General features: G+C 54.6%; 23 protein-coding genes. 2 read left to right on the top strand and 21 right to left on the bottom strand.

Annotation, left to right across the window (positions count from 1 at the left end):
• Nucleotides 1-46: 46 nt before the first annotated feature.
• The 8 genes from carB to lspA form a co-directional block, all read right to left on the bottom strand.
• Entirely contained in the window at nt 47-3,268 is a 3,222-nt protein-coding gene (gene carB / locus PSAB_RS17255) for a carbamoyl-phosphate synthase large subunit (RefSeq protein ID WP_025335837.1), read from the bottom strand.
• Between the two features lie 4 nt (nt 3,269-3,272).
• Complete coding sequence (gene carA / locus PSAB_RS17260) at nt 3,273-4,451, bottom strand: glutamine-hydrolyzing carbamoyl-phosphate synthase small subunit (protein ID WP_025335838.1); 1,179 nt, start codon at nt 4,449-4,451, stop codon at nt 3,273-3,275.
• 83 nt (nt 4,452-4,534) lie between these two features.
• Complete coding sequence (locus PSAB_RS17265) at nt 4,535-5,848, bottom strand: dihydroorotase (RefSeq protein ID WP_025335839.1); 1,314 nt, start codon at nt 5,846-5,848, stop codon at nt 4,535-4,537.
• A gap of 102 nt (nt 5,849-5,950) precedes the next feature.
• Nucleotides 5,951-6,859: an aspartate carbamoyltransferase catalytic subunit gene (locus tag PSAB_RS17270; RefSeq protein WP_025335840.1), complete on the bottom strand. Its 909-nt coding sequence runs from the start codon at nt 6,857-6,859 to the stop codon at nt 5,951-5,953.
• Nucleotide 6,860: 1 nt separating this feature from the next.
• The gene (pyrR, locus tag PSAB_RS17275; RefSeq protein ID WP_025335841.1) at nt 6,861-7,442 is read right to left on the bottom strand and encodes a bifunctional pyr operon transcriptional regulator/uracil phosphoribosyltransferase PyrR; all 582 of its coding nucleotides are present in this window, start codon (nt 7,440-7,442) and stop codon (nt 6,861-6,863) included.
• A gap of 362 nt (nt 7,443-7,804) precedes the next feature.
• Nucleotides 7,805-9,058, bottom strand: coding sequence for an LL-diaminopimelate aminotransferase (locus PSAB_RS17280; protein ID WP_025335842.1), 1,254 nt, complete (start codon nt 9,056-9,058; stop codon nt 7,805-7,807).
• A gap of 132 nt (nt 9,059-9,190) precedes the next feature.
• Nucleotides 9,191-10,153 (bottom strand): RluA family pseudouridine synthase, encoded by a 963-nt coding sequence (locus PSAB_RS17285; RefSeq protein WP_025335843.1) that lies wholly within the window; start codon nt 10,151-10,153, stop codon nt 9,191-9,193.
• A 2-nt stretch (nt 10,154-10,155) separates the two neighbouring features.
• A complete protein-coding gene (lspA, locus tag PSAB_RS17290) occupies nt 10,156-10,665 on the bottom strand; it encodes a signal peptidase II (RefSeq protein WP_025335844.1) in 510 nt (169 codons plus the stop codon).
• Nucleotides 10,666-10,875: 210 nt separating this feature from the next.
• Between lspA and PSAB_RS17295 the strand changes: the two genes are divergently transcribed.
• Complete coding sequence (locus PSAB_RS17295) at nt 10,876-11,604, top strand: TraR/DksA C4-type zinc finger protein (RefSeq protein WP_025335845.1); 729 nt, start codon at nt 10,876-10,878, stop codon at nt 11,602-11,604.
• A gap of 359 nt (nt 11,605-11,963) precedes the next feature.
• Nucleotides 11,964-12,326 (top strand): hypothetical protein, encoded by a 363-nt coding sequence (locus PSAB_RS17300; protein WP_025335846.1) that lies wholly within the window; start codon nt 11,964-11,966, stop codon nt 12,324-12,326.
• Between the two features lie 171 nt (nt 12,327-12,497).
• Here PSAB_RS17300 and PSAB_RS17305 read toward each other — a convergent pair whose 3' ends face one another.
• From PSAB_RS17305 to ftsZ, 13 genes are all read right to left on the bottom strand, one after another.
• Nucleotides 12,498-12,887: a DUF5665 domain-containing protein gene (locus PSAB_RS17305; protein ID WP_025335847.1), complete on the bottom strand. Its 390-nt coding sequence runs from the start codon at nt 12,885-12,887 to the stop codon at nt 12,498-12,500.
• Between the two features lie 210 nt (nt 12,888-13,097).
• Nucleotides 13,098-16,187, bottom strand: coding sequence for an isoleucine--tRNA ligase (gene ileS / locus PSAB_RS17310; protein WP_025335848.1), 3,090 nt, complete (start codon nt 16,185-16,187; stop codon nt 13,098-13,100).
• A 903-nt stretch (nt 16,188-17,090) separates the two neighbouring features.
• Nucleotides 17,091-17,576 carry a DivIVA domain-containing protein gene (locus PSAB_RS17315; protein WP_025335849.1) on the bottom strand — a complete coding sequence of 162 codons (486 nt, stop codon included), beginning with the start codon at nt 17,574-17,576 and terminating at the stop codon, nt 17,091-17,093.
• A 235-nt stretch (nt 17,577-17,811) separates the two neighbouring features.
• Entirely contained in the window at nt 17,812-18,594 is a 783-nt protein-coding gene (locus PSAB_RS17320) for a YlmH family RNA-binding protein (RefSeq protein WP_025335850.1), read from the bottom strand.
• Between the two features lie 2 nt (nt 18,595-18,596).
• Nucleotides 18,597-18,866 (bottom strand): YggT family protein, encoded by a 270-nt coding sequence (locus tag PSAB_RS17325; RefSeq protein ID WP_025335851.1) that lies wholly within the window; start codon nt 18,864-18,866, stop codon nt 18,597-18,599.
• A 7-nt stretch (nt 18,867-18,873) separates the two neighbouring features.
• Entirely contained in the window at nt 18,874-19,323 is a 450-nt protein-coding gene (locus PSAB_RS17330; RefSeq protein WP_025335852.1) for a cell division protein SepF, read from the bottom strand.
• On the bottom strand, nt 19,323-20,021 hold the full coding sequence (locus tag PSAB_RS17335) for a YggS family pyridoxal phosphate-dependent enzyme (protein ID WP_025335853.1): 699 nt from the start codon (nt 20,019-20,021) through the stop codon (nt 19,323-19,325). The genes PSAB_RS17330 and PSAB_RS17335 overlap by 1 nt, the downstream gene beginning before the upstream one ends.
• 81 nt (nt 20,022-20,102) lie before the next feature.
• Nucleotides 20,103-20,966: a peptidoglycan editing factor PgeF gene (gene pgeF / locus PSAB_RS17340; protein ID WP_025335854.1), complete on the bottom strand. Its 864-nt coding sequence runs from the start codon at nt 20,964-20,966 to the stop codon at nt 20,103-20,105.
• Between the two features lie 92 nt (nt 20,967-21,058).
• On the bottom strand, nt 21,059-21,403 hold the full coding sequence (locus tag PSAB_RS17345; RefSeq protein WP_025335855.1) for a YlmC/YmxH family sporulation protein: 345 nt from the start codon (nt 21,401-21,403) through the stop codon (nt 21,059-21,061).
• A gap of 247 nt (nt 21,404-21,650) precedes the next feature.
• Nucleotides 21,651-22,433 (bottom strand): RNA polymerase sporulation sigma factor SigG, encoded by a 783-nt coding sequence (gene sigG / locus PSAB_RS17350; RefSeq protein WP_025335856.1) that lies wholly within the window; start codon nt 22,431-22,433, stop codon nt 21,651-21,653.
• Nucleotides 22,434-22,534: 101 nt separating this feature from the next.
• On the bottom strand, nt 22,535-23,254 hold the full coding sequence (sigE, locus tag PSAB_RS17355) for an RNA polymerase sporulation sigma factor SigE (protein WP_025335857.1): 720 nt from the start codon (nt 23,252-23,254) through the stop codon (nt 22,535-22,537).
• A 93-nt stretch (nt 23,255-23,347) separates the two neighbouring features.
• Entirely contained in the window at nt 23,348-24,295 is a 948-nt protein-coding gene (gene spoIIGA / locus PSAB_RS17360; protein WP_025335858.1) for a sigma-E processing peptidase SpoIIGA, read from the bottom strand.
• A 283-nt stretch (nt 24,296-24,578) separates the two neighbouring features.
• The gene (ftsZ, locus tag PSAB_RS17365; RefSeq protein WP_025335859.1) at nt 24,579-25,688 is read right to left on the bottom strand and encodes a cell division protein FtsZ; all 1,110 of its coding nucleotides are present in this window, start codon (nt 25,686-25,688) and stop codon (nt 24,579-24,581) included.
• Between the last annotated feature and the right edge of the window lie 48 nt (nt 25,689-25,736).

A 25,736-nucleotide genomic window follows, 5' to 3' on the forward strand; every position in this document is an offset into this window, starting at 1 on the left:
CAAACCGTTCCTGAAGTTCCCTATGCCTTGCCTTGCGCAATTTATCTTATTGTCCTACGAAAGCCGGCATCGACTGCGAGGAGAAGTTGATCGTCTCCAGCATGCGCAGCAGCGCCGTTACGGTATCAAGCGACGTCATGCAGACGATGCCGTTCTCGACCGCTTCGCGGCGGATAAGGAAGCCGTCGCGCTCCGGCGTCTTGCCTTTCGTGAGCGTATTGAACACGAAGTTCGCCTGGCCGCTGCGGATAATGTCGATAATGGTAGGCTCACCTTCACCGAGCTTGTTGACGTTCATGACGTTGAGGCCCGCATTTTCCAGCGCCGAAGCGGTGCCGCCCGTAGCAATGATCTTATAGCCCAGACGGTGGAAGCCTTTCATCAGTTCGATCGCTTCCGCTTTATCCTTGTCGGCCACGGTTACGATAATCGAGCCAGTGGTCGGGATTTTCATGCCTGCGCCGATCAGACCTTTATACAGAGCCTTGGCATACAATCTGTCACGGCCCATGACTTCGCCGGTCGATTTCATTTCCGGACCCAGCGTCGGCTCTACTCTGCGCAGCTTGGCGAACGAGAAGACAGGCACTTTGACGGAGACGAAGTCACTCTCCGGCCACAGGCCTTCGCTGTACCCTTCGTCCTTCAGCTTGCCGCCGAGAATGACCTTCGTTGCCAGAAGAGCCATCGGAATGCCCGTCACCTTGCTCAGGAACGGTACGGTACGCGACGAGCGCGGATTCACTTCGATGACGTAAACCTCACCGCGGTAGATGACAAACTGAATGTTGACCAGTCCGACTGTCTTCAATTCCTTGGCGATCTTGATCGTGATATCGGCGATTTTCTGCTTCAGGCTGTCTTCCAGATGCTGCGGCGGATATACCGCGATGGAGTCGCCGGAGTGAACGCCCGCGCGTTCCACGTGCTCCATGATCCCTGGAATAACTACGGTTTCGCCGTCGCAGATGGCATCGACTTCAACCTCTTTGCCCAGCATGTAACGGTCGATCAGGACCGGATGATCCGGGTTGACCTTCACAGCTTCCTTCATGTAGCTGAGCAGTTCAGTATCGGAGTAGACAATTTCCATTGCACGGCCGCCCAGTACGTACGAAGGACGCACCAGAACCGGATAGCCAAGCGATTGAGCCGTGCCCACAGCTTCTTCAACCGTCGTTACGGTGCTGCCTTTCGGCTGTGCGATATCCAGGCGTGACAGCAGCGCTTCGAACCGTTTGCGGTCTTCCGCTTCGTCGATGCTTTCAAGGCTTGTGCCAAGAATGTTGACGCCTGCCGCGCTTAGCGGAGCAGCCAGGTTAATGGCCGTCTGTCCGCCGAACTGCACGATGACGCCGATTGGTTGTTCCTGCTCGATGACGTTCATAACATCCTCGAAGAACAGCGGTTCGAAATAAAGCCGGTCAGAGGTGTTGAAGTCGGTGGATACCGTCTCCGGGTTATTATTGATAATGACTGCTTCATATCCGGCCTTCTGGATTGCCCAGACGGCATGAACCGTCGAGTAGTCGAACTCGATGCCCTGGCCGATACGGATCGGGCCGGAGCCTAGCACAACCACTTTTTTCTTATCGGATGGAAGCACTTCATTCTCGGTTTCGTAAGTCGAGTAATAATAAGGCGTAGTTGCCTCGAATTCGGCCGCGCAGGTGTCAACCATTTTGTAGACTGGTTTCAGTCCCTGCTCCAGACGCATCGAACGAACCTCGGCTTCCTTCGTCACCTTGCCGCCAGGCTGGCCTTCAGCCCGCAGTTCAGCAATAGCGCGGTCAGTAAAGCCAAGACGCTTCGCCTGGTACAGCGTTTCCGGCGTCAGGCTCTCCTCTTCGCGGATGCGGTCCTCGAAGCCGATCAAGCCTTCAATCTTATCCAGGAACCACCAGTCAACCTGGGTGAGATCCTGAATTTCCTGTAGCTGATATCCGCGGCGGAATGCCTCGGCAATCAGGAAGATGCGCTCGTCGTCCGGTTTCGCCAGACGAGTCTTCAGCACTTCATCCTCAATCAGCTCGGCTCCAGGCAGCTTGAACCGGTGAACACCGATCTCCAGCGAACGGATCGCTTTGTGAATCGACTCTTCGAAGGTGCGGCCGATGGCCATAACTTCGCCGGTCGCCTTCATCTGGGTACCGAGCTTGCGGTTCGCGTAGATGAACTTGTCGAACGGCCAGCGCGGAATTTTGCTGACGATATAATCGAGTGTTGGCTCGAAGCAAGCATAAGTCTGCCCCGTAACCGGGTTGATGATTTCATCAAGCGTGTAGCCCAGGGCGATTTTGGCTGCCATCTTGGCAATCGGATAGCCGGTTGCCTTCGACGCCAGCGCCGACGAACGGCTGACACGCGGATTCACTTCAATGACATAGTATTGATAGCTCTGCGGATCGAGCGCGAACTGCACATTGCAGCCGCCTTCGATGTTCAGCGCGCGGATAATCTTCAGCGATGCGCTGCGGAGCATTTGGTACTCGCGGTCGGACAGCGTCTGGCTCGGCGCCACGACGATACTGTCGCCCGTATGCACGCCGACCGGGTCAAAGTTCTCCATGTTGCAGACCACGATGCAGTTGTCGTTCGCATCGCGCATGACTTCATATTCGACTTCCTTCATGCCGGCGATGCTCTTCTCGATCAGGCACTGGCCGATCGGGCTGTAGCGAATGCCGGCTTTGACTGTCTCGCGAAGTTCTTCTTCATTCGCGCAAATCCCGCCGCCGGTGCCGCCCAGCGTATAAGCCGGACGTACGATCAGCGGATAGCCGATCCCCGCGGCAAACGCCAGCGCTTCGTCCAGCGTCGTAACAATCGTGCTCTCCGGCACGGGCTGTTCAAGTTCGCGCATCAGGTCGCGGAACAGGTCGCGGTCTTCCGCTTTCTCGATGGAGTGTAGCTGGGTGCCGAGCAGCTTGACGTTCTCCTGCTCCAGCACGCCCGCGCGCGCCAGCTCGACGGCCATGTTCAGGCCAGTCTGCCCGCCGAGCGTTGGCAGCAGTCCGTCAGGACGCTCCTGCCGGATAATGCCGGTAACGAAGTCAAGCGTAATCGGTTCAATATATACTTTATCCGCCATATTCGTATCGGTCATGATGGTGGCGGGGTTGCTGTTGATCAGAATAACCTCTACGCCTTCTTCTTTCAGCGCCTGGCAGGCCTGCGTTCCGGCATAGTCGAATTCGGCCGCCTGGCCGATGACAATCGGCCCTGAGCCGATCACGAGTATCTTTTTAAGCTTATCGTTCTTAGGCATTCTATTAGTAGGCTCCTTTCACGGCTTCAAGCTGCTGTTTCGGGGTAGGCGCCGCGATCCGCGCGTTCGCCGCATGCTGGGCTTGACGGGAAATTGCGGGAGTATTCCGTTTGTGCTCCGCAATCATCTCCAGAAAACGGTCGAACAGGTAGCTGCTGTCATGCGGTCCCGGAGCCGCTTCCGGATGGTACTGCACCGAGAAAGCGGGGTAGCGGGTATGCTTCAGCCCTTCAATCGTCTTGTCGTTATTGTTGATGTGTGTCACTTCAAGCTCCGTGCCTTTTACCGAGTCTTCGTTAACGGTGTAGCCGTGGTTCTGCGAGGTGATGTAGCAGCGTCCGCCCGACAGTTCCTTGACCGGATGGTTGCCGCCGCGATGTCCGAATTTAAGCTTCTCGGTATCCGCGCCGCAGGCCAGTGCAAACAGCTGGTGTCCCAGGCAGATGCCGAAGATCGGGTATTCGCCGAGCAGCTCGGAAATCGTCTTGACGGCGTAAGGCACGTCTTTGGGGTCCCCAGGACCGTTGGACAGCTGGATGCCGTCCGGATTGATACGGCGGATTTCGTCCGCGGTCACGTTATGGGGAACGACGATGACGTCGCAGCCGCGGTTGTTCAGCTCGCGCAGAATCCCCGTCTTGGCGCCGTAGTCCACGAGCACGATTTTTTCCTTCGTTCCCGGACTGCTGTATGCGCTGGCAGTGGAAGTGCGTGCCACCTGGTTACGCAGCTCGTCAATCGAGGTATCGTTCATCATTTCCATCAGCTCTTCCACCGGCTTGTTGGAGGTGGTCAGGATCGCCTTCATCGTGCCATAGTGGCGGATGATGCGTGTCAGCATCCGGGTATCGATGTCGCTGATCCCAGGTATGCCGTACTCCTTCAGCAGGTCATCGACGCTGTACTCGGCCCGCCAGTTGCTGGGCACCGTCTCATGACGGCGCACAACGAAGCCGTGTACGAAAGGCCGCACGGACTCAAAGTCATCACGAGTGATGCCATAATTCCCGATCAGCGGATACGTCATCGTAACGATTTGCCCGCAGTACGAAGGATCGGACAATACCTCCTGATATCCCGTAATCCCCGTATTAAATACAACCTCGCCAGTCTTCTCGCCTTCCGCCCCAAATGCGGTGCCGGTAAACAGCGTTCCGTCCTGTAGCAGCAATCTTGCCTGCATCCCTTTCCACTCCTCTTCATTCTGTAGTTTCAAACTGTATATTTCCTGTTAACGCCGGAGTGTCCCGTTCGCTTGTCAGCTTGTTAGGCCTGCTGCTCCGCTTCGTTCTTCCGGTTCTCTTCTAGTTCCTCGCTCCATACAACCCGACCGTCCGTAATCGTCAACACCGGCCAGCCTTTCAGCTTCCAGCCTGTAAACGGCGTGTTTCGGCCCTTGCTTGCGAAGGTTTCCGGGTCGACTTCCTTCTCCGTCTCCAGATCGATCAGCGTTACATCCGCCGGAGCTCCCGGCTCCAGCACACCGGTGTTCAGCCTGAACACGCGGGCCGGATCGGCCGTCATTCTCTTGACCAGCAGGGCAAGATCCATCTTGCCTGCGGCGACAAATTTCGTATACATCAGCGGAAATGCCGTCTCGAATCCGACAATGCCGAACGGTGCAGCCTGCATCCCTTTGGCTTTCTCTTCGGCGCTGTGCGGCGCGTGGTCCGTCACAATGATGTCGATCGTTCCGTCAAGCAAAGCCTCGATGCAGGCATCCACATCGCGGCGCGAGCGCAGCGGCGGATTCATTTTCCAGTTGGCGTCAAGCCCCGGGATGTCCTCCTCCGACAGCAGCAGATGATGCGGACATACCTCGGCGGTCACGCGGATGCCGATTTCCTTGGCCTGGCGGATCAACCGAACCGATTGTTCCGTGCTGACATGGCACACATGGTAATGCACGCCCGTCGCCTCAGCCAGCAAAATATCCCGGCCGACATGGATCGCTTCCGACTCATTCGGAATGCCCTTCAGCCCGTGCTTGCGGGCAAAGCTTCCTTCAGCTACCGGTGCGCCCACAACCAGGGAGTTGTCTTCGCAGTGCGCGATGACCGGCATATCCATGGATGCCGCGATGCTCATCGCATCCTTCATCATTTGAGCCGTCTGCACGCCTACGCCGTCATCCGTAAAGCCAATCGCTCCGGCTTCCTTCAGCGCGGCAAAATCCGTAAGCTCCTGCCCCTGCTGACTCTTCGTGATCGCGGCGTAAGGCAGCACCTTGACCAGTCCGGCCGCGCGGGCCTTGTCCTGCACCAGCTTCACCACTTCCGGGCTGTCGGTTACCGGCATGGTGTTCGGCATGCTGGCAATCGTCGTATATCCGCCCTTGGCCGCCGAACGGCTGCCTGTCTCAATCGTCTCCTTATGTTCAAAACCCGGTTCGCGCAAATGCACGTGCATATCGATTAGCCCCGGAACCAGCAGCTTGCCGGCGGCATCAATCGTTTCCGAACCTTCGGCGATCGTCTCGTTCCCATTCAGAATCGCGGAGATCGTACCGTTCTCAATCTGGATGTGCTTGCGTTCCAAGACGCCTTCCGCATTCAAAACATTGGCATTTTTGATAATCACGTTGCTTCTCCTTCTGCCCGCGACAAGAGCATCCGGGCTCTATCGTTATTATATAATAAAAATTCATATCTGTGTATATTTATTAATTTTATCAGCAGGGGTTTATCGGATCGCTCTTTCAATGACCGCCATCCGGATCGGAACTCCATTGGACATCTGCGGAAAAATCAGCGATTTCGCGCTTTCGACTACCGCGTCGTCAATTTCGACATTACGATTGACCGGCGCAGGATGCATAATGACCGTGTGCGAAGCCAGTTTCGCGGCCCGTTCTTCCGTCAGGCCGAACTGCCGGCGGTACTCTTCCGCCGATGACAGCATTCCCGAAGCGTGCCGCTCCAGCTGTACGCGCAGCATCATAACCACGTCCGCTCTCAGCGCTTCCTCCATCGAGACATAAGGCGCATAATCCATCAGCTCTGGGGCTTTCATATTCTCCGGCGCGCAGAACTGCACCTTGGCTCCCATCGTGGTCAGCCCCCACAGATTGGAGCGTGCTACCCGGCTGTGCATTATATCCCCGATGATGGATACGGTCAGACCCTTGATGTCTCCGAAGGTCTTGAGCATGGTGTACAGGTCCAGCAGCGCCTGCGTCGGATGCTCATTGTTCCCGTCGCCGGCGTTAATCAGCGGAATGGATACTTTCTCGGAGAGCTGGGCCAGCACGCCCGCCGGCTTCAGCCGGATGACGCCTGCATCGATGCCCATTGACTCCAGCGTGCGGACGGTATCGTAGATCGACTCGCCTTTTTCAACGCTGGAAGCCGCTGCCGTGAAGTTCAGAACCTGGGCACCGAGACGCTTCTCGGCCATTTCGAACGAGAAGCGGGTGCGCGTGCTGTTCTCGAAGAACATGTTGGAGACAAACCGCGAGGCCAGCACCGAGCTTGCCTTCTCCGTCTGCTTGTCCCAATACGCCGCTCTGTCCAGTATCGCGGAAATTTCCGCCGCGTCCAAACCTCTAAGTCCAAGCAGGCTCCGTTCCTTTACTCGGGTAGCTGTCATCATATTATTTTGCCTCCCAGTTCGATAGTATGTGCACTTCGTCCGTGCCGTCGACTTCTTTCAGCGCCACTTCAATCGATTCATGCCTTGAGGTCGGCACATTCTTGCCCACATAGTCCGGGCGAATCGGCACTTCGCGGTGGCCTCTGTCGGCCAGAACCGCCAGTTGGATCATCCGCGGACGTCCGCAGTCCATCAGCGCGTCCATCGCCGCCCGAATCGTCCGTCCGGTGTAGAGAACATCGTCGAACAGGATAATCTTTTTGTCCCGGGTACCCGAAATGTTGGCGGGAAGGATCAACGTCCCTTTTCCGTTACAATCTCCGTCGTTCGCATTCTTATTCTTCCCCGGCTCCAGATCGTCTCTGTAAAAAGTGACGTCAAGCTCGCCGCAAGGAACATCGGCGCCTTCGATCTCTTTGATTCGCTCCGCGATCCGCCGTGCGAGATATACGCCCCGGGTGCGGATACCGATCAGCATGCAATCTTCGATGCCTTTGTTCTTCTCCAGAATCTCATGCGCTATGCGCGATAGCGCCCGGCGAATCGCCGTCTCGTCCATAATGACATTCTTCTCGATAATCATGCCAGGTTACCCTCCAGGTAATGCGCCGTATCCCCATATCTGTGGTGGAAATCAAAAACTCCTTGCCTGAAGCAGGCAAGGAGTGGAATCCGCAGATTGAAGAACGGTGACAAGCGCGCAGCAAAAGAGCTCCGTACAGACAGACGGATACCTCACTTAAAAAGCCGCGAACCTCGATTCACGTTACCTTGCCAGCCTCACGGGACTGATTTAAAGGCGCTATTCATTTATCATTAGAATTATGACAGAACGGACAGCCCATGTCAACTCCGGACCTATACAAATTTACCAGCGGATTCTACAGCAAAAAACAGCCCCCGAACCGAAAATCGGCACGGAGGCTGTTAAACGCAAAAGCTTGATTAAAATTCAAATTCCACGTCGCTGAGGCGGCGCTTGATTTCGGAAATAACGCGCAGCTCTTCTTCTTCACCCTTGGCGATAAAGGTGACGGAGAAGCGAACGAACGCGCCGGCATCATCCCAAGGCACGGTCGAGATCAGCTTTTCGCGAATCAGATATTGGGAGAAATCCTCGCCCGACTCGAAGCGGCGTCCGCCTTTGATTCCCTTTGGCGCTTCAACATACATAAAGAAGGAGCCTTTCGGTTTCGTTGCCTTAAAGCCAAGGCTGTTCAGCGCGTCCACCAGCAGGTTGTGTCGGCGGGAATATTTGGCCGCGATGGCTTCTGTAATTTCAGGATGAGCCAGGCCATAAGCCGCCGCTTTCTGAATAGCGATGAACTGACCGGAATCGTTATTGTCCTTCACGTCGCCGAAAGCTTTGACGATCAGCGGATTGCCGGCCACAAACCCGATTCTCCAGCCCGTCATGTTGTACGATTTGGACAGGGAATGCAGCTCTACGCCAACATCCTTCGCACCGCGAACAGACAGGAAGCTCAGCGGCTTCAGGCCGTCATAGGTCAGCGCGGCATAAGGGGCGTCATGAATGACGACGACATTGTACTTCTTCGCCCAGGCTACGACTTCAGCAAAAAATTGCGGAGTTGCACTGGCTCCCGTAGGGTTGTTCGGATAGTTCAGGTAAAGAAGCTTCGCCTTGTAGGCGATGTCTTCCGGAATGGAGCTCAGGTCGGGAAGGAAGTTATTTTCCTTCTTAAGCTCGACATTGTAGACTTGGCCGCCCAGATATTTCGTATGCGTGCCCAGCACCGGATAGCCCGGAATGGTCATGATCGTAATATCTCCCGGATTGATAAAAGCGGAAGGGAGCATGGCCAGCGCCGGCTTCGAGCCAATGGAATGCAGTACCTCGGTAGCCGGGTCAATGCCGTTCACATTAAATACGTCCTTTAAATATTGGGCCGCCGCTTCCTTGAATTCGGCAATGCCGTTGTCCGCATAACCGCGGTTCTCTTCCTTGGCCGCTTCCTCGGCCAGCTTGGCGACGATGCCAGCATCCGCCATTTCGTCCGGCTCGCCGACGCCCATATCGATCAATTCGATATCGGGAAAATCCTTCTTGGCCGCAGCCTTGGCGCGTTTGATCTTCTCAAATTTATAGATGTTGGTATCCTTGCCGTAGTTCGCTCCGCCGATGCGATCCGCGAAATTGTTCTGGATAAACGTATCCTGGTATTGTTCGATACTCATAAAGGTGTTCTCACTCCTGGCTTTTGAAATAGTAAACGGATGAACGAACGCTCAGCCTATTCATTTCCATATTGTTAAATATGACGCAACAGCCGCTGCAACACAATGGACAAATCCGCAGTTCATTTGTACTTATCTGCTTCGCAGACGGGCCAGCAGATCTTCCATGTCTCCCGGAAGCGGAGCCGAAAATTCCAGATATTCTCCGGAGGACGGATGCACAAAACCAAGTACGGCCGCGTGCAGAGCCTGTCCGCCTTCCATAAATATTCCTTTGCTCCGTCCGTATACGGGATCGCCGACGAGCGGATGTCCAATAAACTTCATATGCACCCGGATTTGGTGAGTGCGTCCGGTTTCCAGCTGCAATTGCAGCAAGGTACAATCGCCGAACCGCTCCAGCACGGTAAAATGGGTAACGGCGGTCTTGCTGTTCTTCTCCGTTACCGTATACAGCTTGCGGTCATGCGGGTCTCTGCCAATCGGCGCGTCAACGGTCCCTTGGTCATGAGCCACATTGCCCTGAACAACCGCAAGATAACGCCGGGTCACGCTATGCGCCTTGAGCTGTGCCGCGAGCGAATTGTGGCTGGCGTCGTTCTTGGCGGCCATAATCAGGCCGGAGGTGTCCTTATCGATCCGGTGAACGATGCCGGGACGAATCTCGCCGTTGATTCCCGACAGGTCCTTGCAGTGATACATCAAGGCGTTGACCAGTGTGCCGGAAGGGTGCCCCGCCGCCGGATGCACGACCATGCCTCTCGGCTTGTTCACAACGATTAGGTCCGAATCCTCGTAGGCGACATTAAGCGGAATATTTTCCGGGGTCAGCTCTGCGGCTGCGGGCTCAGGCACCGTCACCGAGATCAAATCCTCCGGCGACAGCTTGTAGTTCGCTTTTACCGTACGGCCGTTAACCGTGACAAGTCCGGCTTCAATCCACTGCTGCACCTGGGAGCGTGAAATGTCTTCTTCCCAAGCCTCGGTAATATATTTGTCGATACGTTCACGGGCGTATTCTTCCTGAACGGTCCAAGCGACCCCGTTGTCCGGGCTTTCGCCTTCCGTCCGCTCATTAAGAGCGTCCTTATTCAATACTATTCATTCCCTTCCTTTGCCTCGCCGGTTTCCTTCACTTCGGTTACTTCCGTCTGGCCCCCGCCCTTCATATCAAGGAGGGAATCCAGAATGATGAGCGCCACGCCGACGACAATGCATGAATCCGCCACGTTAAAGATCGGAAACGTATAGCTGCCGAAATTAAACTGCAGAAAATCGACAACCTCGCCTGTCAACAGCCGGTCGAGAAAGTTGCCGATCGCCCCGCCAAGCACAAGCGCAAGCGCCAAAGGCAGCAGCCGGCGCGTCTTTCTGACCTTATTCAGGTACCAGACGATTCCGACCACGACAACAACAGTCACGAGGATGAGGAACCAGCGCTGATTCTGCAAAATGCTGAAAGCGGCGCCGCGGTTGCGGTGAGATGTGATGAGAAAAAAATTCCCGATTACCGGGATTTGCTCGTCGAGCTGCAGACGTGAGGAGATTAAGTATTTCGTTCCCTGGTCAATCAAAAACACAATGAGCGCGATCAGATAGTACACCACTTCAGCTAGTCACTCCGTTCTTATTTTTCCCGCCCGAAAGCGATCCAAAACATGTATAAAGACTCGTATATTGTAGCACAAGGCTTGAGAACCCGTCCATTGACCCATCGCTTCCGCAGTCTTATCCGGAGCACAATTTGCCAGCGGTAAAAAGCGAAGCAACAGGCCAACCTAGTAAGGAAAAAGGCACAAGGAAAGGAGCCGAGACTTATGAATCACCTGACCTCGGAGCAGCTTGACCACCTGCACGGGCTTCTTGTCCAGCAGCGGGACGATATCCGGCACAGGCTTATAGAGAATGAAGATCACGGTCTGGAGGATTCCATGCGGGATATGTCGGGCGAGCTCTCGGAAATCGACAATCATCCCGGTGACGTCGCCACCGACCTGTACCACCGTTCCATGGACATCTCGCTTCAGGAGCGCGAAGAGCTGGAACTAACCGAAATTGAGGACGCGCTTCGAGCGATGGACAACGGCACATACGGCATTTGCGCAGCAAGCGGTGAGCCGATTCCTTATGAGCGCCTGGCCGCCCTGCCCGCAACACGCTATTGCAAAGAACACAGCCCCCGTCAGGAAAAACCGCATACGCGGCCTGTCGAAGAGGAGTTTCTCACCCCGCCCTTTGGACGAAGCAGCCTGGATGACAAGGAGTATAACGGGTTTGACGGTGAGGATGCCTGGCAGATCGTCGAAAGCTACGGCACCTCCAATACGCCGGCCATGGCCGAGGGAAACAATATCGATTCCTACAATGATGTAGAGATCGAATCCCACGATCCGGACGGCTGGGTGGAGCCCTGGGAAAATTTCATCGCCACGGATATGACCGGCAGCAACATTACGATCATGCGCGGCCATCAGTACCAGCAGTATATGGACAGCGGGGAAGGCGACTATCTGCTTGATCCTTACGGCAAAAGAGAGAAGGAGTAGCCATCGCGGGCTGCTCCTTTTTCCCATAAACCGTCTAAGCCTATATGACTAATATGGGACTATAATCCTTCATTTATACCAACCCAAAACCTATTGATTCGTCAAATTTCGAGTTAATAGCACAAATTCATTGACAAAAATAGGTCTAGGAATTTATTGTAAAGGGAGGGAATGATTATTTTATGTGATTACTGGACTAAAAGAATACATAATTCTCCGACACAAAACGACAAAACATCCATAGATCCATAGACTCGTTTTTCCCTTGAGCCCATGACACTGGGTTTCTAATATACCAAGAGCCCTATTGATAAATTTTAGGCTCTAATCTACTTTTACATAACTTGGAGGAATTGTTTATGTCAGCCTATACTATTAATTATGACGAACAAAGAAATTTGATTATCGTAGTGGCCGAACGATTGGATGAAAATGCAGCAGCCGCTTATATCAAAGACTTTGAAGAAATTCTTAAAAAGGTTAAGCCTGGCTTCTCTGGAATTACGGATGTCCGTAAAGCTAAATCCGTCCTCTCCCAAGAAGTCGTAGCTTTACTCTCGCCTACTATGCAGCTTGCAATCAATCGTGGTCTCCGCATGGATAAGAAGTGGGTATATCTTTCCGATAGTCCAATCTTTACTATGCAGCTCAATCGCATGTTCCGGAATCAAGTTGAGTATAAAGAAACGTATGAAGAGGCTTATACCTATTTTGTTTCTTAGTTTCATGTAAAAAACAGATGACCTTTATCACTCCGGGCAGCCGCACGCTATTGCGGATTGTTCGGAGTTTTTATTTCGACAAGTTGGGCCGGGATGAACGGTATAGGTATATCCACCAAGAGAACGGCCAACATGCAGACGGTCTGTATACTGGCCGATTAGGGTCTGGAACTAATACGTGTTAAGCTCCAGCTGATGCTGAACGATACGCACGATATCGGCGATGTAATCGCCTATTATCGGCAGATTAAGCGCCCCCAGCACCTGAAGCACATAAATGATCGTCGCCGCAAAAAAAGTAAACCCGATGGCGATTCCGACGCCGCGCGCAGTCCCTGCCAGCACATTCAGCCATATAAGCCGCCATGGGGAATAGAGCAGCTCCGTATACTCGGAGATTCTGGATTTTTCCATCCGCTGCGCCCAGTCGGTCGCCAGCCGGTATATGCGGTTTATTTTTTCCTTATCGCCTGGTTCGGGCGGCTCTCCTCCACGCTCCAGCGGTTTCCAAGAGGTCAGGCTTTCCTTCCGATATGTCCCGCGATCCGGGTCCTCCTTCATCCTGCGGCTCCCTCCGTCCTTTAGCGCCTTAACGTAAGACGAGCCCGGCTTAGGAGAGACATCTGTCTCCCTTTCGCTCGGGACTCGTCTTTGTGCGCCGAAATATTCTGGCAGGACATGCCTTGGCGGAACGCCTGCGTTTATACTTCTGACACTAGTATATGCACTTTACGGACGGGACATGCGCCGCCACTTGCTTTAATCCAAGCTTTAACCGATTACGATGCCGATCGTTTTGCCGCCGATATCCACCGTTTCAGGGGCATGATTGCCGCTAAAACCAATCGTCGTAACCAGTACATTCTCACGAAGGACATTCTCGAACGCCGTAACGGCCGCTTTCAGCTCATCATCGACACTCAGGGTCAGCGCAACGCGCTTGTCGATCGGCAGGTCAAGGCGTTTGCGGTAATCCTGAACCGCCCGCACGATTTCACGCACCCAGCCCTCTTGTTCCAGCTCCGGCGTGATTTCCGTATTCAGCGCGACTGTAATTCCGTAACCGGATGCGGACGCAAAGCCCGGCTTGGCCTGCTTGTCGACCAGCAGTTCGTCTGCGGTGATTTGCAGTTCTTCGCCTTCCGGAGAGGTGACGGCCACCTTGCCGCTTTGAACCGCTTCGCGGGTAGCGCCGCTGTCCATCGATTTCAGGAAGCCCTGGATGAAGCCGACGTTTTTGCCGTATTTTTTGCCTGCGACCTTCAGGTTCAGCTTCAGGGTAAAATCAACAAAGCCGCTGTCGCTCGTCTCCAGCACGATGGACTTGACATTGATCTCGTCCTTGATGATCTCCTCATAATCCGCGACATTAAAGCTCTGGCTGATGGAAACGATCAGCTCGGAAAGCGGCTGACGCGTCTTGATTCCGGTCTCGTTGCGGACGTTCCGCGCCAGCTCAACGATGTTACGGGCGCTTTCCATATCCTGCTCAAGCGTAAGGTCGATCAGGCTCTCGTCGGCTGCCGGGTAATCCGCCAAATGCACGCTTTCTCCGCCGCCCAGGTTGACGAAAATATCCTCCGCCAGCATAGGCATGAAAGGAGCGACAATCTTCGCCGTCGTCAGTAACACATGCGTCAGCGTACGGTAAGCGTCCAGCTTCTCCTCTCCTAGCCCGCTGCCCCAGAAACGGTCGCGGGAACGACGGATATACCAGTTGCTCAGCTCGTCGATAAAGTTCTCGATCGCTTTGGACGAGTTAACGAAGTCATTGACCGCAAGCCCTTTATCCACAACCAGGATCAGGCTGTTCAGCCGGGACAGAATCCAGCGGTCCAGCTTGTGAGAAGACAGCTTGAACGGATGCTCCGCCGGATCGTAGCCGTCAATTCCCGCATACAGCGTCAAGAACGCGTGGGTGTTCACCAGCGTATCGACGACCTTAGACTTGCTCTCGCCCACCAGCCCACGGGAGAAGCGCTTGTTGTTCCACGGCGCGCTGTCGGCCAGGATCGCCCAGCGGAACGCGTCGGTGCCGTATTCGTTCATGATATCCCAAGGGTTGATGACATTGCCCTTCGATTTGGACATCTTCTGGCCGTTCTCGTCGAGGATATGGCCCGTAGCGATAACCGCCTTGTAAGGCGCTTTGCCTTTGAACAGCGTCGACACCGCAAGCAAGCTGTAGAACCAGCCGCGCGTCTGGTCGATGCCTTCGCAGATCATGTCCGCAGGATATTGTTCCTCCAGCTTATCCGCGTTCTCGAACGGATAGTGGCTTTGCGCAAAAGGCATCGAGCCGCTGTCGAACCACACGTCGATCACTTCAGAGGTCCGCACCATTTCCGCGCCTTCTTTGAACGGGCTGCGCAGGCGGATGTTATCCACATACGGCTTATGCAGCTCGATATCTTCAGGTACATCGCCAATTGCCATTTCCCGAAGCTCGGCGATGCTGTGCGGCGCGAACTCTTTGCCCGTCTCCTGGCAGACCCATACGTTCAGTGGAGTGCCCCAGTAGCGGTTGCGGCTGATGTTCCAGTCCACCAGTTCATCCAGAAACTTGCCGAACCGGCCTTCGCGGACATGGCCTGGATACCAGTTGACGCCATTGTTGTTCGCGATCAGCTGATCCTTGATCGCTGTCGTATTGATAAACCAGCTGTCTGTCGCATAGTACAGAAGCGGTGTATCGCAGCGCCAGCAGAACGGATAGCTGTGCTCGTATTTTTCCTTGCCATACAGCAGGCCCTTCTCCGACAGCGCCTTGACGATATCCAGGTCGCAGTCTTTCACAAAGCGTCCGGCAAAATCAGTAACCGTATCGGTATATTTACCCGACGTATCCACCACGTTCACGAAGGTGATGCCGTTCTCGCGGCAGGCCTTGTAGTCGTCCTCGCCATGGGCCGGCGCCATATGCACGATCCCCGTACCGCTGGCATCCGTCACAAAAGAAGCTCCGACGATCAGATTGCTTCTCTCTGCCTGGATGTAGCTGAACGGGGGCTGGTACGTTTTGCCAACCAGATCGGAGCCTTTCAGCTCGGACAACACCGTATGCTCGCCCTTAGCCACTTCTTCGACCAGATTCTTGGCCATGATGTAGACGCCGTCCTCCTGCTGCACCCGCACATAATCCATGTCCGGATTAACCGCGAGCGCCATATGCGCCGGAAGCGTCCAAGGCGTCGTCGTCCAGGCCAGCACATATTCGCCGCTGTCGTCCAGCTTGAACTTGGCCGTGGCGCTCAGGTCCTTGACCGTCTTGTACCCTTGAGCTACTTCATGCGAGCTGAGCGTCGTCTGGCAGCTTGGACAGTAAGGGCTGACGCGGTGGCCGCGGTACAAAAGTCCTTTCTCATGAACCGTTGCAAGGATGTTCCATACGCTCTCGATGTAGGTATTGTTCAGGGTAACGTAAGGATTATCTAGATCGGTCCAATAGCCGATCGCTTCTGTAAATTCGCGCCACTGCTTCTCGTAGCCGAAGACGCTGTCTTTACATTTCTTGATGAATTTCTCGACGCCATAGGCTTCGATCTCCTGCTTGCCGGAGATTCCGAGCTGCTTCTCTACGCCAAGCTCGACCGGCAGACCGTGGGTATCCCAGCCGGCCTTCCGCACAACGCGGTAACCCTTCATCGTCTGGTAGCGGCCGATAAAGTCTTTGATTACGCGGCCAAGCACGTGCCCGATATGCGGAGCGCCGTTTGCGGTCGGCGGACCTTCGTAGAATACATAGTTGGGCTTGCCTTCACGGTATTCGATTGATTTACGGAACGTATTCTCTTCGTTCCATTTCTTTAAGATGCGGACGTCTCTGTCCCGCGCCTTTTCTTTGATGTCTACTTTTTGCATGGAATCCATTCCTCTCGTGGTTTTGTCTTAAAACCGTTTTCGATCCCCCTAAATCCCCCTTAGCCAAGGGGGACCCCGAGGGCCCGCCCTCTGGACACCCGGAAGTTTGCCTGGGCCCAGGGCAGCGGCGGGTTTAAGGTTAATTTTGCTGTAGGCCCGCTTGCCGCAAGCGGCCGCTCCACGTTGGCACCCGAGCCGCGATCCCGCTAGGGCAGCACTCGCGAGGGGCCTCGGCGGGCGGGGCTCAGCCGCCCGCACCGGGGTTGCCCGGGGTACCCGAGCCGCGACCCCGTCAGGGCAGCTCTTGCGAGGGGCCACTGGAGGCCGGGGCGCAGCCGCCCGCGTCCACTGCGCCGCTGTAAAGGCCCCTCGCGGCGTCCCCGTCAGGGGATGCCGCGAGGAAGGGCCGCTCCACCGCCAACTGCCGCTCCCGTCCGCCAAGCCCCCGCACCTCTCCAACCCTTGCGGGTGTCCAGAGGGTGCAACCCTTGGGGTCCCCCTTGTTAAGGGGGATTTAGGGGGATCGCCGTCCCAAAAATAATAAACGCCCCGCCCCCAAAGGGGCGAGGCGACGCTCGCGATACCACCCTAATTCCGCGCAAACCCCTGCCGAATAAACGGTCAAAGATCATACGTGATCTCAGCTCCCGCGCAATTACGCAGGTCCGGTATAACGTCCGGGAGACGGCTCGCCTTACGCACGACACAAGGTTCGTTTCAGGTTCGCTTCTTGGGGAGGATATTCCGGCATGGTTTGACCATCGGCTTTCAGCAATCGCCGACTCTCTGGGGATCGTTGCCATGACGTACTGTTCCCGTCATCGAATACAATATAAATTGTTACAGATATGTTCTAGTTATAGCTTCTTTAACGATAAAAGTCAACAGGCCAGGGTCTTTGCCTCAAAATACTTCTTCGCGGACCTCGCGGCTCTCCAGTGCGTCCCAATCGTCCTGGGACAACAGCTCAAGCTGAGCTTCCACCAGCGTCCGGAACCGGGTACGGTAGATAGAGGCTTGCTTGCGGAGCTCTTCGGTCTCAATAGCAATTTTGCGGGATTTGGAAAGCGCCTCGTTAATAATGCGGTCGGCGTTCTTCTCCGCTTCCTTGATAATGAGCTGCGACTCTTTCTTGGCGTTGTTCTTCACTTCGTCGGCAGCTTCCTGGGCTACAATAATGGTCTTCGACAAAGTGTCTTCGATGTTCGTAAAATGGTCCAGACGCTCCTGCAGGGTCAGAAGCTGATTACTAAGCTCCTTGTTCTCCCGGATGACGCTCTCGTAATCCTTAATAACCTGATCGAGAAACTCATTGACCTCGTCCTCATCATAACCTCGGAGCCGCCGGGCAAACTCCTTGTTATGTATATCGAGCGGCGTTAATGGCATGCTGTGCACCTCCTAGAAATTTCGGGCCTCTTCCGCCCAGCCGTCACTTCATCTTTCAGGATGAAGAAGGAAATCTGAAAAACAAGCCAGCTTAGGACAAGTCAAGCGGCCCATTTTTTCCGTGACTGTCTGAGATTTCGCCTCTTCTAAAACTATCGGCGTCCAGCTCCACAAATGTTAGCTGCCCTTAGAGTTAATCAATTTCGACAAGCCGACTGAAATTCCTGCAAGAAATTTATACAAATTTGCCGACCCGGACCCGGTATCGGGCTTTTTTTGTCAGTCCGCCGACCTCCAGCACTTTAAAGCGGCCAAAGCCCTGAACCGAAACGACATCGCCATCTTTCAGATGGAATGAAGGATCTTCCTCCACCTTCCAGTTCACCCGGACGCGTCCGGCCTTGATGGGAACGAGAATTTTGCTCCGGCTGAGCCGGCACACATCCGACGCAATGCCGTCGAGCCGCAGGGAAGATACCGTAAGCTCCATCGTTTCCAGCTTGACCTCGGCTCGCCGCAGCTCCGATACCGGCAGCACCTCTACCGTGACGGGAGCGCGGCCGACACTGCTCATATGCAGGGCCAAATAATCGGCGATATCCGACGTCACAACGGCATGGCAGCCGTCCTCCAGAACGTGGATATCGCCGATTTTGCTGCGCTTGATTCCGAGACCTAGCAGGGAACCCATATAATCCCCATGCTCCAGCTTCGGCAGATTCTGCTCCGCCGGTGCTATGCTTAGCACCTTCAGTCCCAGCTCTTCATCTTCCAAGTCACGGTAATCGGGAGCAATCAGCGCTCTCCGCCGTTCCGCTTCTTCGTGGCCGCCATCCCATTTGACCTTCACATCCGGCTCACGGTTCGCGAGCGAATGCAGAATATAGCCCTGCCGCGGGTCGAGGAAATCCGTCAGCTTCAGCTCATGATACCGGACCGCATTCTCTACCCACTCATAGGCCCTGTCCACAAATTGCCGCTCGTCAGGGTGAAAATGACCGTAAATGTCCTGTTTCATGCTTAACCCATCAGGTAAAACAGCACGGACCGGAGTCCGTTCACCGCAAGCTCCAGCACAAGCAGCGCCACAACCGGCGAAAAATCGATGGTTCCGAACAAAGGCGGAATAATTTTGCGGAACGGCGTCAAGTAAGGCTCAACCAGCTTGCCGAGCAGCTCCCCAATAAAGTTATCACGCACATTCGGCAGCCAGGACATCAGCACGTAGAATAGGATCATGTAGAAGTAAATATTGAAAAGAATGTTAATTATAGAATCAATTTGGGACAAAGCCCGTTCACCTCATTCTGTTATAGTCTTGGTCGTCGGCGAGAATTTCCGAGATGGTGCCTTGAATTTCTACGGTATCAGGTGTGCAGAGGAAGATATTTCCGCCAATTTTGGAGATGCCTCCGCCCAGGGCGTACACCGTTCCGCTCAAAAAATCGATAATCCGCATCGCCTGATCGTTCCGGACCCGCTGCAAATTGACAACGACGGTGCGGTGCGACCGGAGATGGTCGGCGATTTCCTGGGCTTCGTCGTACGAACGAGGCTCGTACAGCACGACTTTGACATTTTTCTGCTGATGGATGCTGACGACATTCCCGACCCGCTGGTTCTTGCGGGTTTCTACAGGACTGGGCGCATAATCTTCCTCCTCATGCTGGCCCAGCTGTTCATGCTCGACAATCTCCTCTTGTTCCTGCAATCCCAAAAAGCTCATAAAGCGGTTCATGACACCCATTATGATTCCTCCTCATGGCCTACCAATACCGTCCCCAGGCGCACCCAGGTGGCTCCTTCTTCAATCGCCACTTCAAAATCATTCGACATGCCCATCGACAGCTCCGTCAACGGCTCCGGCGTCAGCCCCATGCCGTTAAGCTTGTCCCGCAGTTCGCGGAGACCGCGAAATACCGGCCGCGTAAGCTCGGGGTCTTCCTCATGCGGTGCCATAGTCATAAGTCCGACGATCTTAAGCCGATTAAATCCCGAAATTTCACGTAAAAAATCCGGAACAGCTTCCGGATTCAGGCCAAACTTGGACTCTTCTCCGGAAATGTTCACCTGAAGGAATACGTTCACGTCCACTCCGGCCGCCTCCGCCTTCCGCTGCAGTTCGCGGGCCAGCGACAAGCGGTCCAGTGAATGGATATATTGAAATTTGCCAATGATATCCTTCACCTTGTTGGTCTGTAAATGGCCGATAAAATGCCATACTCCCTGACTGCCAAGCGCTTCCCATTTGCGCTCGGCATTCTGCCAGCGATTCTCGCCGATATCTGTAAGACCGGAAGCCAGCACGGCGGCTGTCATCTCCGGCGACACATACTTGGTCACCGCAATGATCCTGACTTCCGTTGCTTTCCGTCCGCCTTTGGCGCACGCGCGTTCAATGCGCCGGCTGACTTCGGCTATTCGTTCCTGCAATGTCGAGGACAACGGTCAACTCTCCTTTTTTACTCAAGACAGACTTCATTCATTTCCGGGGTCCCCGCAAAGTACCTGAGTAAACCTCGAAGTCTAGGCCCCACTTTGTGGGGATGATATTCCGATCCAGCTCGCCATTCTTCCCGTCACCCCGTTTTCCTTGCGGTAGGAGAAGAACAAATCAGGGCTGCAGCTTGTACACCAACTTGTACATTCGATATGTGTCGGCAATATTCCTGCTTTTATCATAATGCGTCGGTTCAATTCTTTCAAGTTGAGCATCATTTTGCCAATATGCGCTGTCGAAGGGCTGTACAGGCTTTCCCCGGATTCCTCATCCCGGATGAGGCTCTCCTCCAGCCTGCGCACATGGTCCATGACGAAATCGTCCACCTCGTAGCAGCAGGCGCCGATGCTTGGACCGATCGCTGCCCGGATATCCTCCTTGCGGCTGCCGTAGACGGCTTCCATCCTCCCTGCCATGGACAAAGCAATTTCCGCCACCGTCCCTTTCCAGCCCGCATGAGCCAGGCCGACGGCTCCCGTTACCGGATCATGGAAATAGAGCGGAACGCAATCCGCGTAGAACGAAGCAAGCAGCACGCCGGGCACATCGGTCAGAAGTCCGTCCGTATCGGCAAACGCCGTGGACCGTTCCAGACTGCCCCGTCCCTTGTCATCCGCCGTCACAACCGCGATTTCCGAGCCGTGCACCTGCTCCCCGCATGTCCAGTCTTCTAACGAAAAGCCGAGACTCTCGGCTACAAGCTTGCGGTTCTTAATGACATCCTCCGGGATGTCGCCTACATGAAAAGCGCAGTTCAGGCTGTCGTAAGGCGTTCGGCCTGCTCCCCCGGCCCGTCCGGTAAATCCGGCGGTTATTTTCGAATCCGGGTTCGTCCACGGCTCAAGGCTGAACAGCGCCGGACTCCCGCTTTTTTGCACAAAAGGTTCCATTCTCTCACCCCGCCTTCAAGTGTACCACAAGATCGCCCGGTGAAGTCTAGCGCCGGCCTTTGCGTTACGGATGCAAAAAGAAAGCGCAGCGTTCAGTACGTGCGCCGTTCATTTCTTTCTTCCCGCTGGAGCACAAGGATTTCACGTTCTTCCGCCTCCAGTGAAGGCCGGGGCTCCACCATTTTCACCAGCACGACATCCGAACCGATCTTCACAATATTCCGCCATGGAATGACGAGATCGGCTCCTCCGCCGAACAGACCCATAAACCTCGTATAGCCCGGAACGATAATGGCATCGATCACCCCGCGCCGCAAATCCAACTCCAGATCACTGACCTGACCGAGACGCCTGCCGTCGACAATATTAATTACATCCTTGGCCTGAAAGTCGGATATTTTCATTTTTTTGCCCGAAGCCGTTGTTTCCTGATTCATATGGCGCCACCTCTGTAAGTTCAAACGTACAACTAAGTATATGTGGTGGCGGCTTGGTCAAATGCCTCATATTTTGGTGTCAAGAAGAAACGCCTGACGGTGTCCTGAAGGACGCAAGTGCGTTTCTCGTAGAATTATAAGTCAAAATGATAAGCGTCCGGCTTATACATCTTATAATTTCAAAAAAAACAACCCACCTTCAGGCAGGGCCCTTGAGTGGGATGGGTTGTCCAATTTTTGTCTTAGGTTATGACTTCACATGCTTTTGCATCTGCTGGATGGCCGACTTCTCAAGCCGGGATACCTGCGCCTGTGAAATGCCGATTTCGTCGGCGACCTCCATTTGCGTCTTGCCCTCGAAAAACCGCATCGACAGGATGCGTTTTTCCCGCTGCCCCAACCTCTGCATCGCCTCCCGCAGCGCAATTTCCTCAATCCAGGAGACGTCTTTGTTTTTGTCGTCGCTGATCTGGTCCATGACGTAAATCGGATCGCCGCCATCGTGGTAGATCGGCTCGAATAAGGAAACGGGGTCCTGAATGGCATCGAGTGCGAATACGACATCCTCTTTCGGAACGCCAAGCGCCTCGGAAATTTCAAAAATCGTGGGTTCCCGGGAATTCTGGTTGGTCAGACTGTCCCGCACCTGGAGCGCCTTGTAAGCGATGTCCCTGAGCGAGCGTGAGACGCGTATCGGGTTGTTGTCCCTCAGGTAGCGGCGGATTTCACCGATGATCATCGGCACCGCATAGGTGGAAAATTTTACATTCTGCGACAGGTCGAAGTTATCAATGGCTTTCATCAGCCCGATACAGCCCACCTGAAACAAATCGTCAACGAATTCCCCGCGGTTGTTGAACCGCTGGATTACGCTCAGCACCAGTCTCAGATTGCCGTTCACCAATTTCTCTCTGGCGGATTTCTCGCCCTTCTGCTGCAGCGAAGTGAACAGCTCCCGCATCTCCGCGTTCGTCAGAACGGGCAGCTTGGCGGTATCCACACCGCATATCTCGACTTTATTTCGGGTCATGATGATTAACCTCCCAAGGAGAAACATTACTGTACATTATCTCCCCGGTCGGCCATTTTATTCCTTGGCCTTTTGCCTGCAAGAAGGACCTTCAGGCAGGGCTAAACCATCTTGTTGAACTCTTTACGCAGCCGCTTGATTATTCTTTTTTCCAGCCGGGAAATATAGGATTGGGAGATACCGAGCAGATCGGCAACGTCCTTCTGCGTCTTCTCCTCGCCGCCGCGCAGCCCGAACCGAAGCTCCATAATAAGCCGCTCCCGCTCGCTCAACTTCTCCAGCGCCTTTTGCAGCAGCTTGCGGTCCACCTGCTCCTCAATGTTGCGGTAGATGGTGTCGTTCTCGGTGCCAAGCACGTCTGACAGCAGCAGCTCATTGCCGTCCCAGTCGATATTCAGCGGCTCGTCGAAGGATACCTCGCTGCGCGTTTTACTATTGCGGCGAAGGTACATGAGGATCTCGTTCTCGATACAGCGCGACGCGTATGTGGCGAGCTTGATTTTCTTCTCGGGGTCGAACGTATTGACCGCCTTGATCAGACCGATGGCGCCGATCGACACCAGATCCTCGATATTGATGCCGGTATTTTCAAATTTACGGGCTATGTACACGACAAGGCGCAGATTGCGCTCGATCAGCATGGCGCGTACGGCCGCGTCGCCCGAGGGGAGGCGCTGGAGCAGATAATCCTCCTCCTCCCGTGTGAGCGGCGGGGGAAGGGCCTCGCTCCCTCCGATATAATAAATTTCCTGGCTTTTCAGCCCGAGCAGAAACAGCACCCGGTAATACTGGAGCTGCAGCGTCAGTCTCCATTTGATCATCGTTGTTCCTCCTTCCTGAAGTAAGCGCTGAAAGCTGCCGGACCGCTTCTCCTCTCCGAATCGCATGGCCTTCAGTTCCGCAAGGGAAATGCGTCAGGCAACTCCGCCCGGATGAATCGCAGACTCGCTCTGGGCCAAATCGGGATGAATGATCGCCCGGTAAGCCCCATCCCCGGACAGCGTGCCGCCGTCAAGGCCGATTAGCACTTTCCGGTGCCCGGTGGTCGTTTCGCCAAGGGTCACCGCAACATGGTCCGGCTTCAGCGCCAGCATAAAAGACGCTCCCCTGTTCACCCCGCGGTAAGGGACGAGTCTTAGCCGGTCTTGCCATATAAAGGACTGCCCGTCCGTTTCCAAAAGCAGCTGATCCGCCCCTTCCTGCGACAAACGCCCTTTCCAGCTTTCCGGCAAATACTCCTCCCACAGCGAAGCTTCCATCACCATAACGGGGGTTTTGGTCAACGGATCGTACAGCCGGTTCCCGGTGTCGAGCAATCCGGAGCAGGTGACGGTCACGCCTTCAATTTCGACCTGCACTGTGCCGATATAAGCTTCCAGCTTCTCTCTTCGCGCCCGGGAGGAATGAACGGCTTTGTAACAGCCCAGCACAAGCAGCAGGATGAACAGCACGAACCAAAATCCGATTTTTAGCCGGTAAGCATAACCTCCAGCCGCCGTATACAGAATTCCGTTCCAGATATCCCCGGAGCTCTGAAGCAGGTAATGTACGCCCAGAATACCGCCCGCCGCAGCAAAATTAATGATGTAGAAGGCCCCCATGCTTCGCAAAAAGCCCTGCAGGCTGGTAAAACCGAAAGCGACACCGATCATGATGACCGACAAACCGAACTTGATCAGAAAGGTATACATGAACGAAAGCTCCGGCACAAACATCATAACGACATACAACGCGCCGACCAGGGCAGACAGCCAAAGCCTCCACCACCTGATCCTGACCTTGATCATCCATCCGGTGAGCCACAGCAGCACTGCGTCGATCAGCAAATTGGCGGCAAAGATCAAGTCGATATAAACTACCATGCATTCACCTGCCTAAGGCCGATATTGGAGCCACCAGATGCTTGGCATCAGGTCTTTTTGCTGCGATAGGAATAGTATAGAAAGTCCGAGGTCCAAAGTCTGTCTAAACCTGGTAGGCGGCAGCGGGCTATTTTTGTCGAGTTTTCTTGTACCTTCGCCTATCCACACAGCCTATGCTCGGATGTCAATTTTCAGTACTCTTACTTTTTGGTGGTATAAAAAAAAGGAAGCCCTTCCTTTTTCAGGATGGCTTCCTTTGAATGTTGCCGTTATTTAAGTTGTATTACTCGCGGTTACCCCGCGAGCGGTTGCGCAGGAAGGTCGGAATGTCGAGCTGATCGGAGCTTACCTGGTTGCCGAACGGACGAAGGTTGTTCGTCTTATCCGGGGCCTGCTCGGTCTGGTTCGAAGCCGGACGGCGTTGCGCAGTTGGTGCTGCCTTATGCTCGAAGCCTGTCGCGATGACCGTAACTTTGATTTCGTCCTTCATGCTCTCTTCGATAATCGCGCCGAAGATCATATTGACTTCGGGGTCAGAGGCGGAAGTGACGATCTCGGCCGCTTCATTGACTTCATACAGTGAGAGATTGGAGCCGCCGGTAATGTTCATAATGACGCCTCGGGCTCCCTCGATGGAAGTTTCAAGCAGCGGGCTCATGATCGCCTTACGTGCGGCTTCCGATGCCCGGTTCTCGCCTGTCGCGATGCCGATACCCATCAGAGCCGATCCGCGTTCCGTCATGATCGTCTTCACGTCGGCAAAGTCAAGGTTGATGAGGCCCGGAACGGCGATCAGGTCGGAAATCCCTTGTACAGCCTGACGCAGCACGTTATCCGCTTCGCGGAAGGCTTCCAGCATCGGAGTCTTCTTATCAACGATTTCGAGGAGACGGTCGTTGGGAATGACGATAAGTGTATCGACCTTTTCCTTCAGCGCCTCGATACCGAGCTCGGCTTGCGTGGAACGCTTGCGGCCTTCAAAGGTAAAAGGACGGGTAACTACGCCAACTGTAAGCGCTCCGCATTCCTTGGCGATTTCGGCAATCACCGGCGCAGCACCGGTACCGGTGCCGCCGCCCATGCCTGCGGTAACGAATACCATGTCGGCTCCCTTGAGCGTATTCGAGATCAGATCGCGGGATTCTTCAGCGGCCTTCTTGCCGACCTCCGGATTGGCGCCTGCACCCAAGCCGCGGGTCAGCTTGTCCCCGATTTGCAATTTATGTTCCGATTTGGCCATATGCAGCGCCTGGGCGTCCGTATTAACCGTTATGAACTCAACGCCCTGCACGCCGTTCTCAATCATCCGGTTGACCGCATTGCTGCCGCCGCCGCCAACGCCGATGACCTTAATTTGCGCCAGGCTCTCCATTTCAAAATCAAATTCCAACATATTGTTCCCTCTCCCCCTCAATGTGCTTGGATGGCCGGTCCAAGTGTA

It is taken from the genome of Paenibacillus sabinae T27 (assembly GCF_000612505.1).
Classification (GTDB): domain Bacteria; phylum Bacillota; class Bacilli; order Paenibacillales; family Paenibacillaceae; genus Paenibacillus_AQ; species Paenibacillus_AQ sabinae.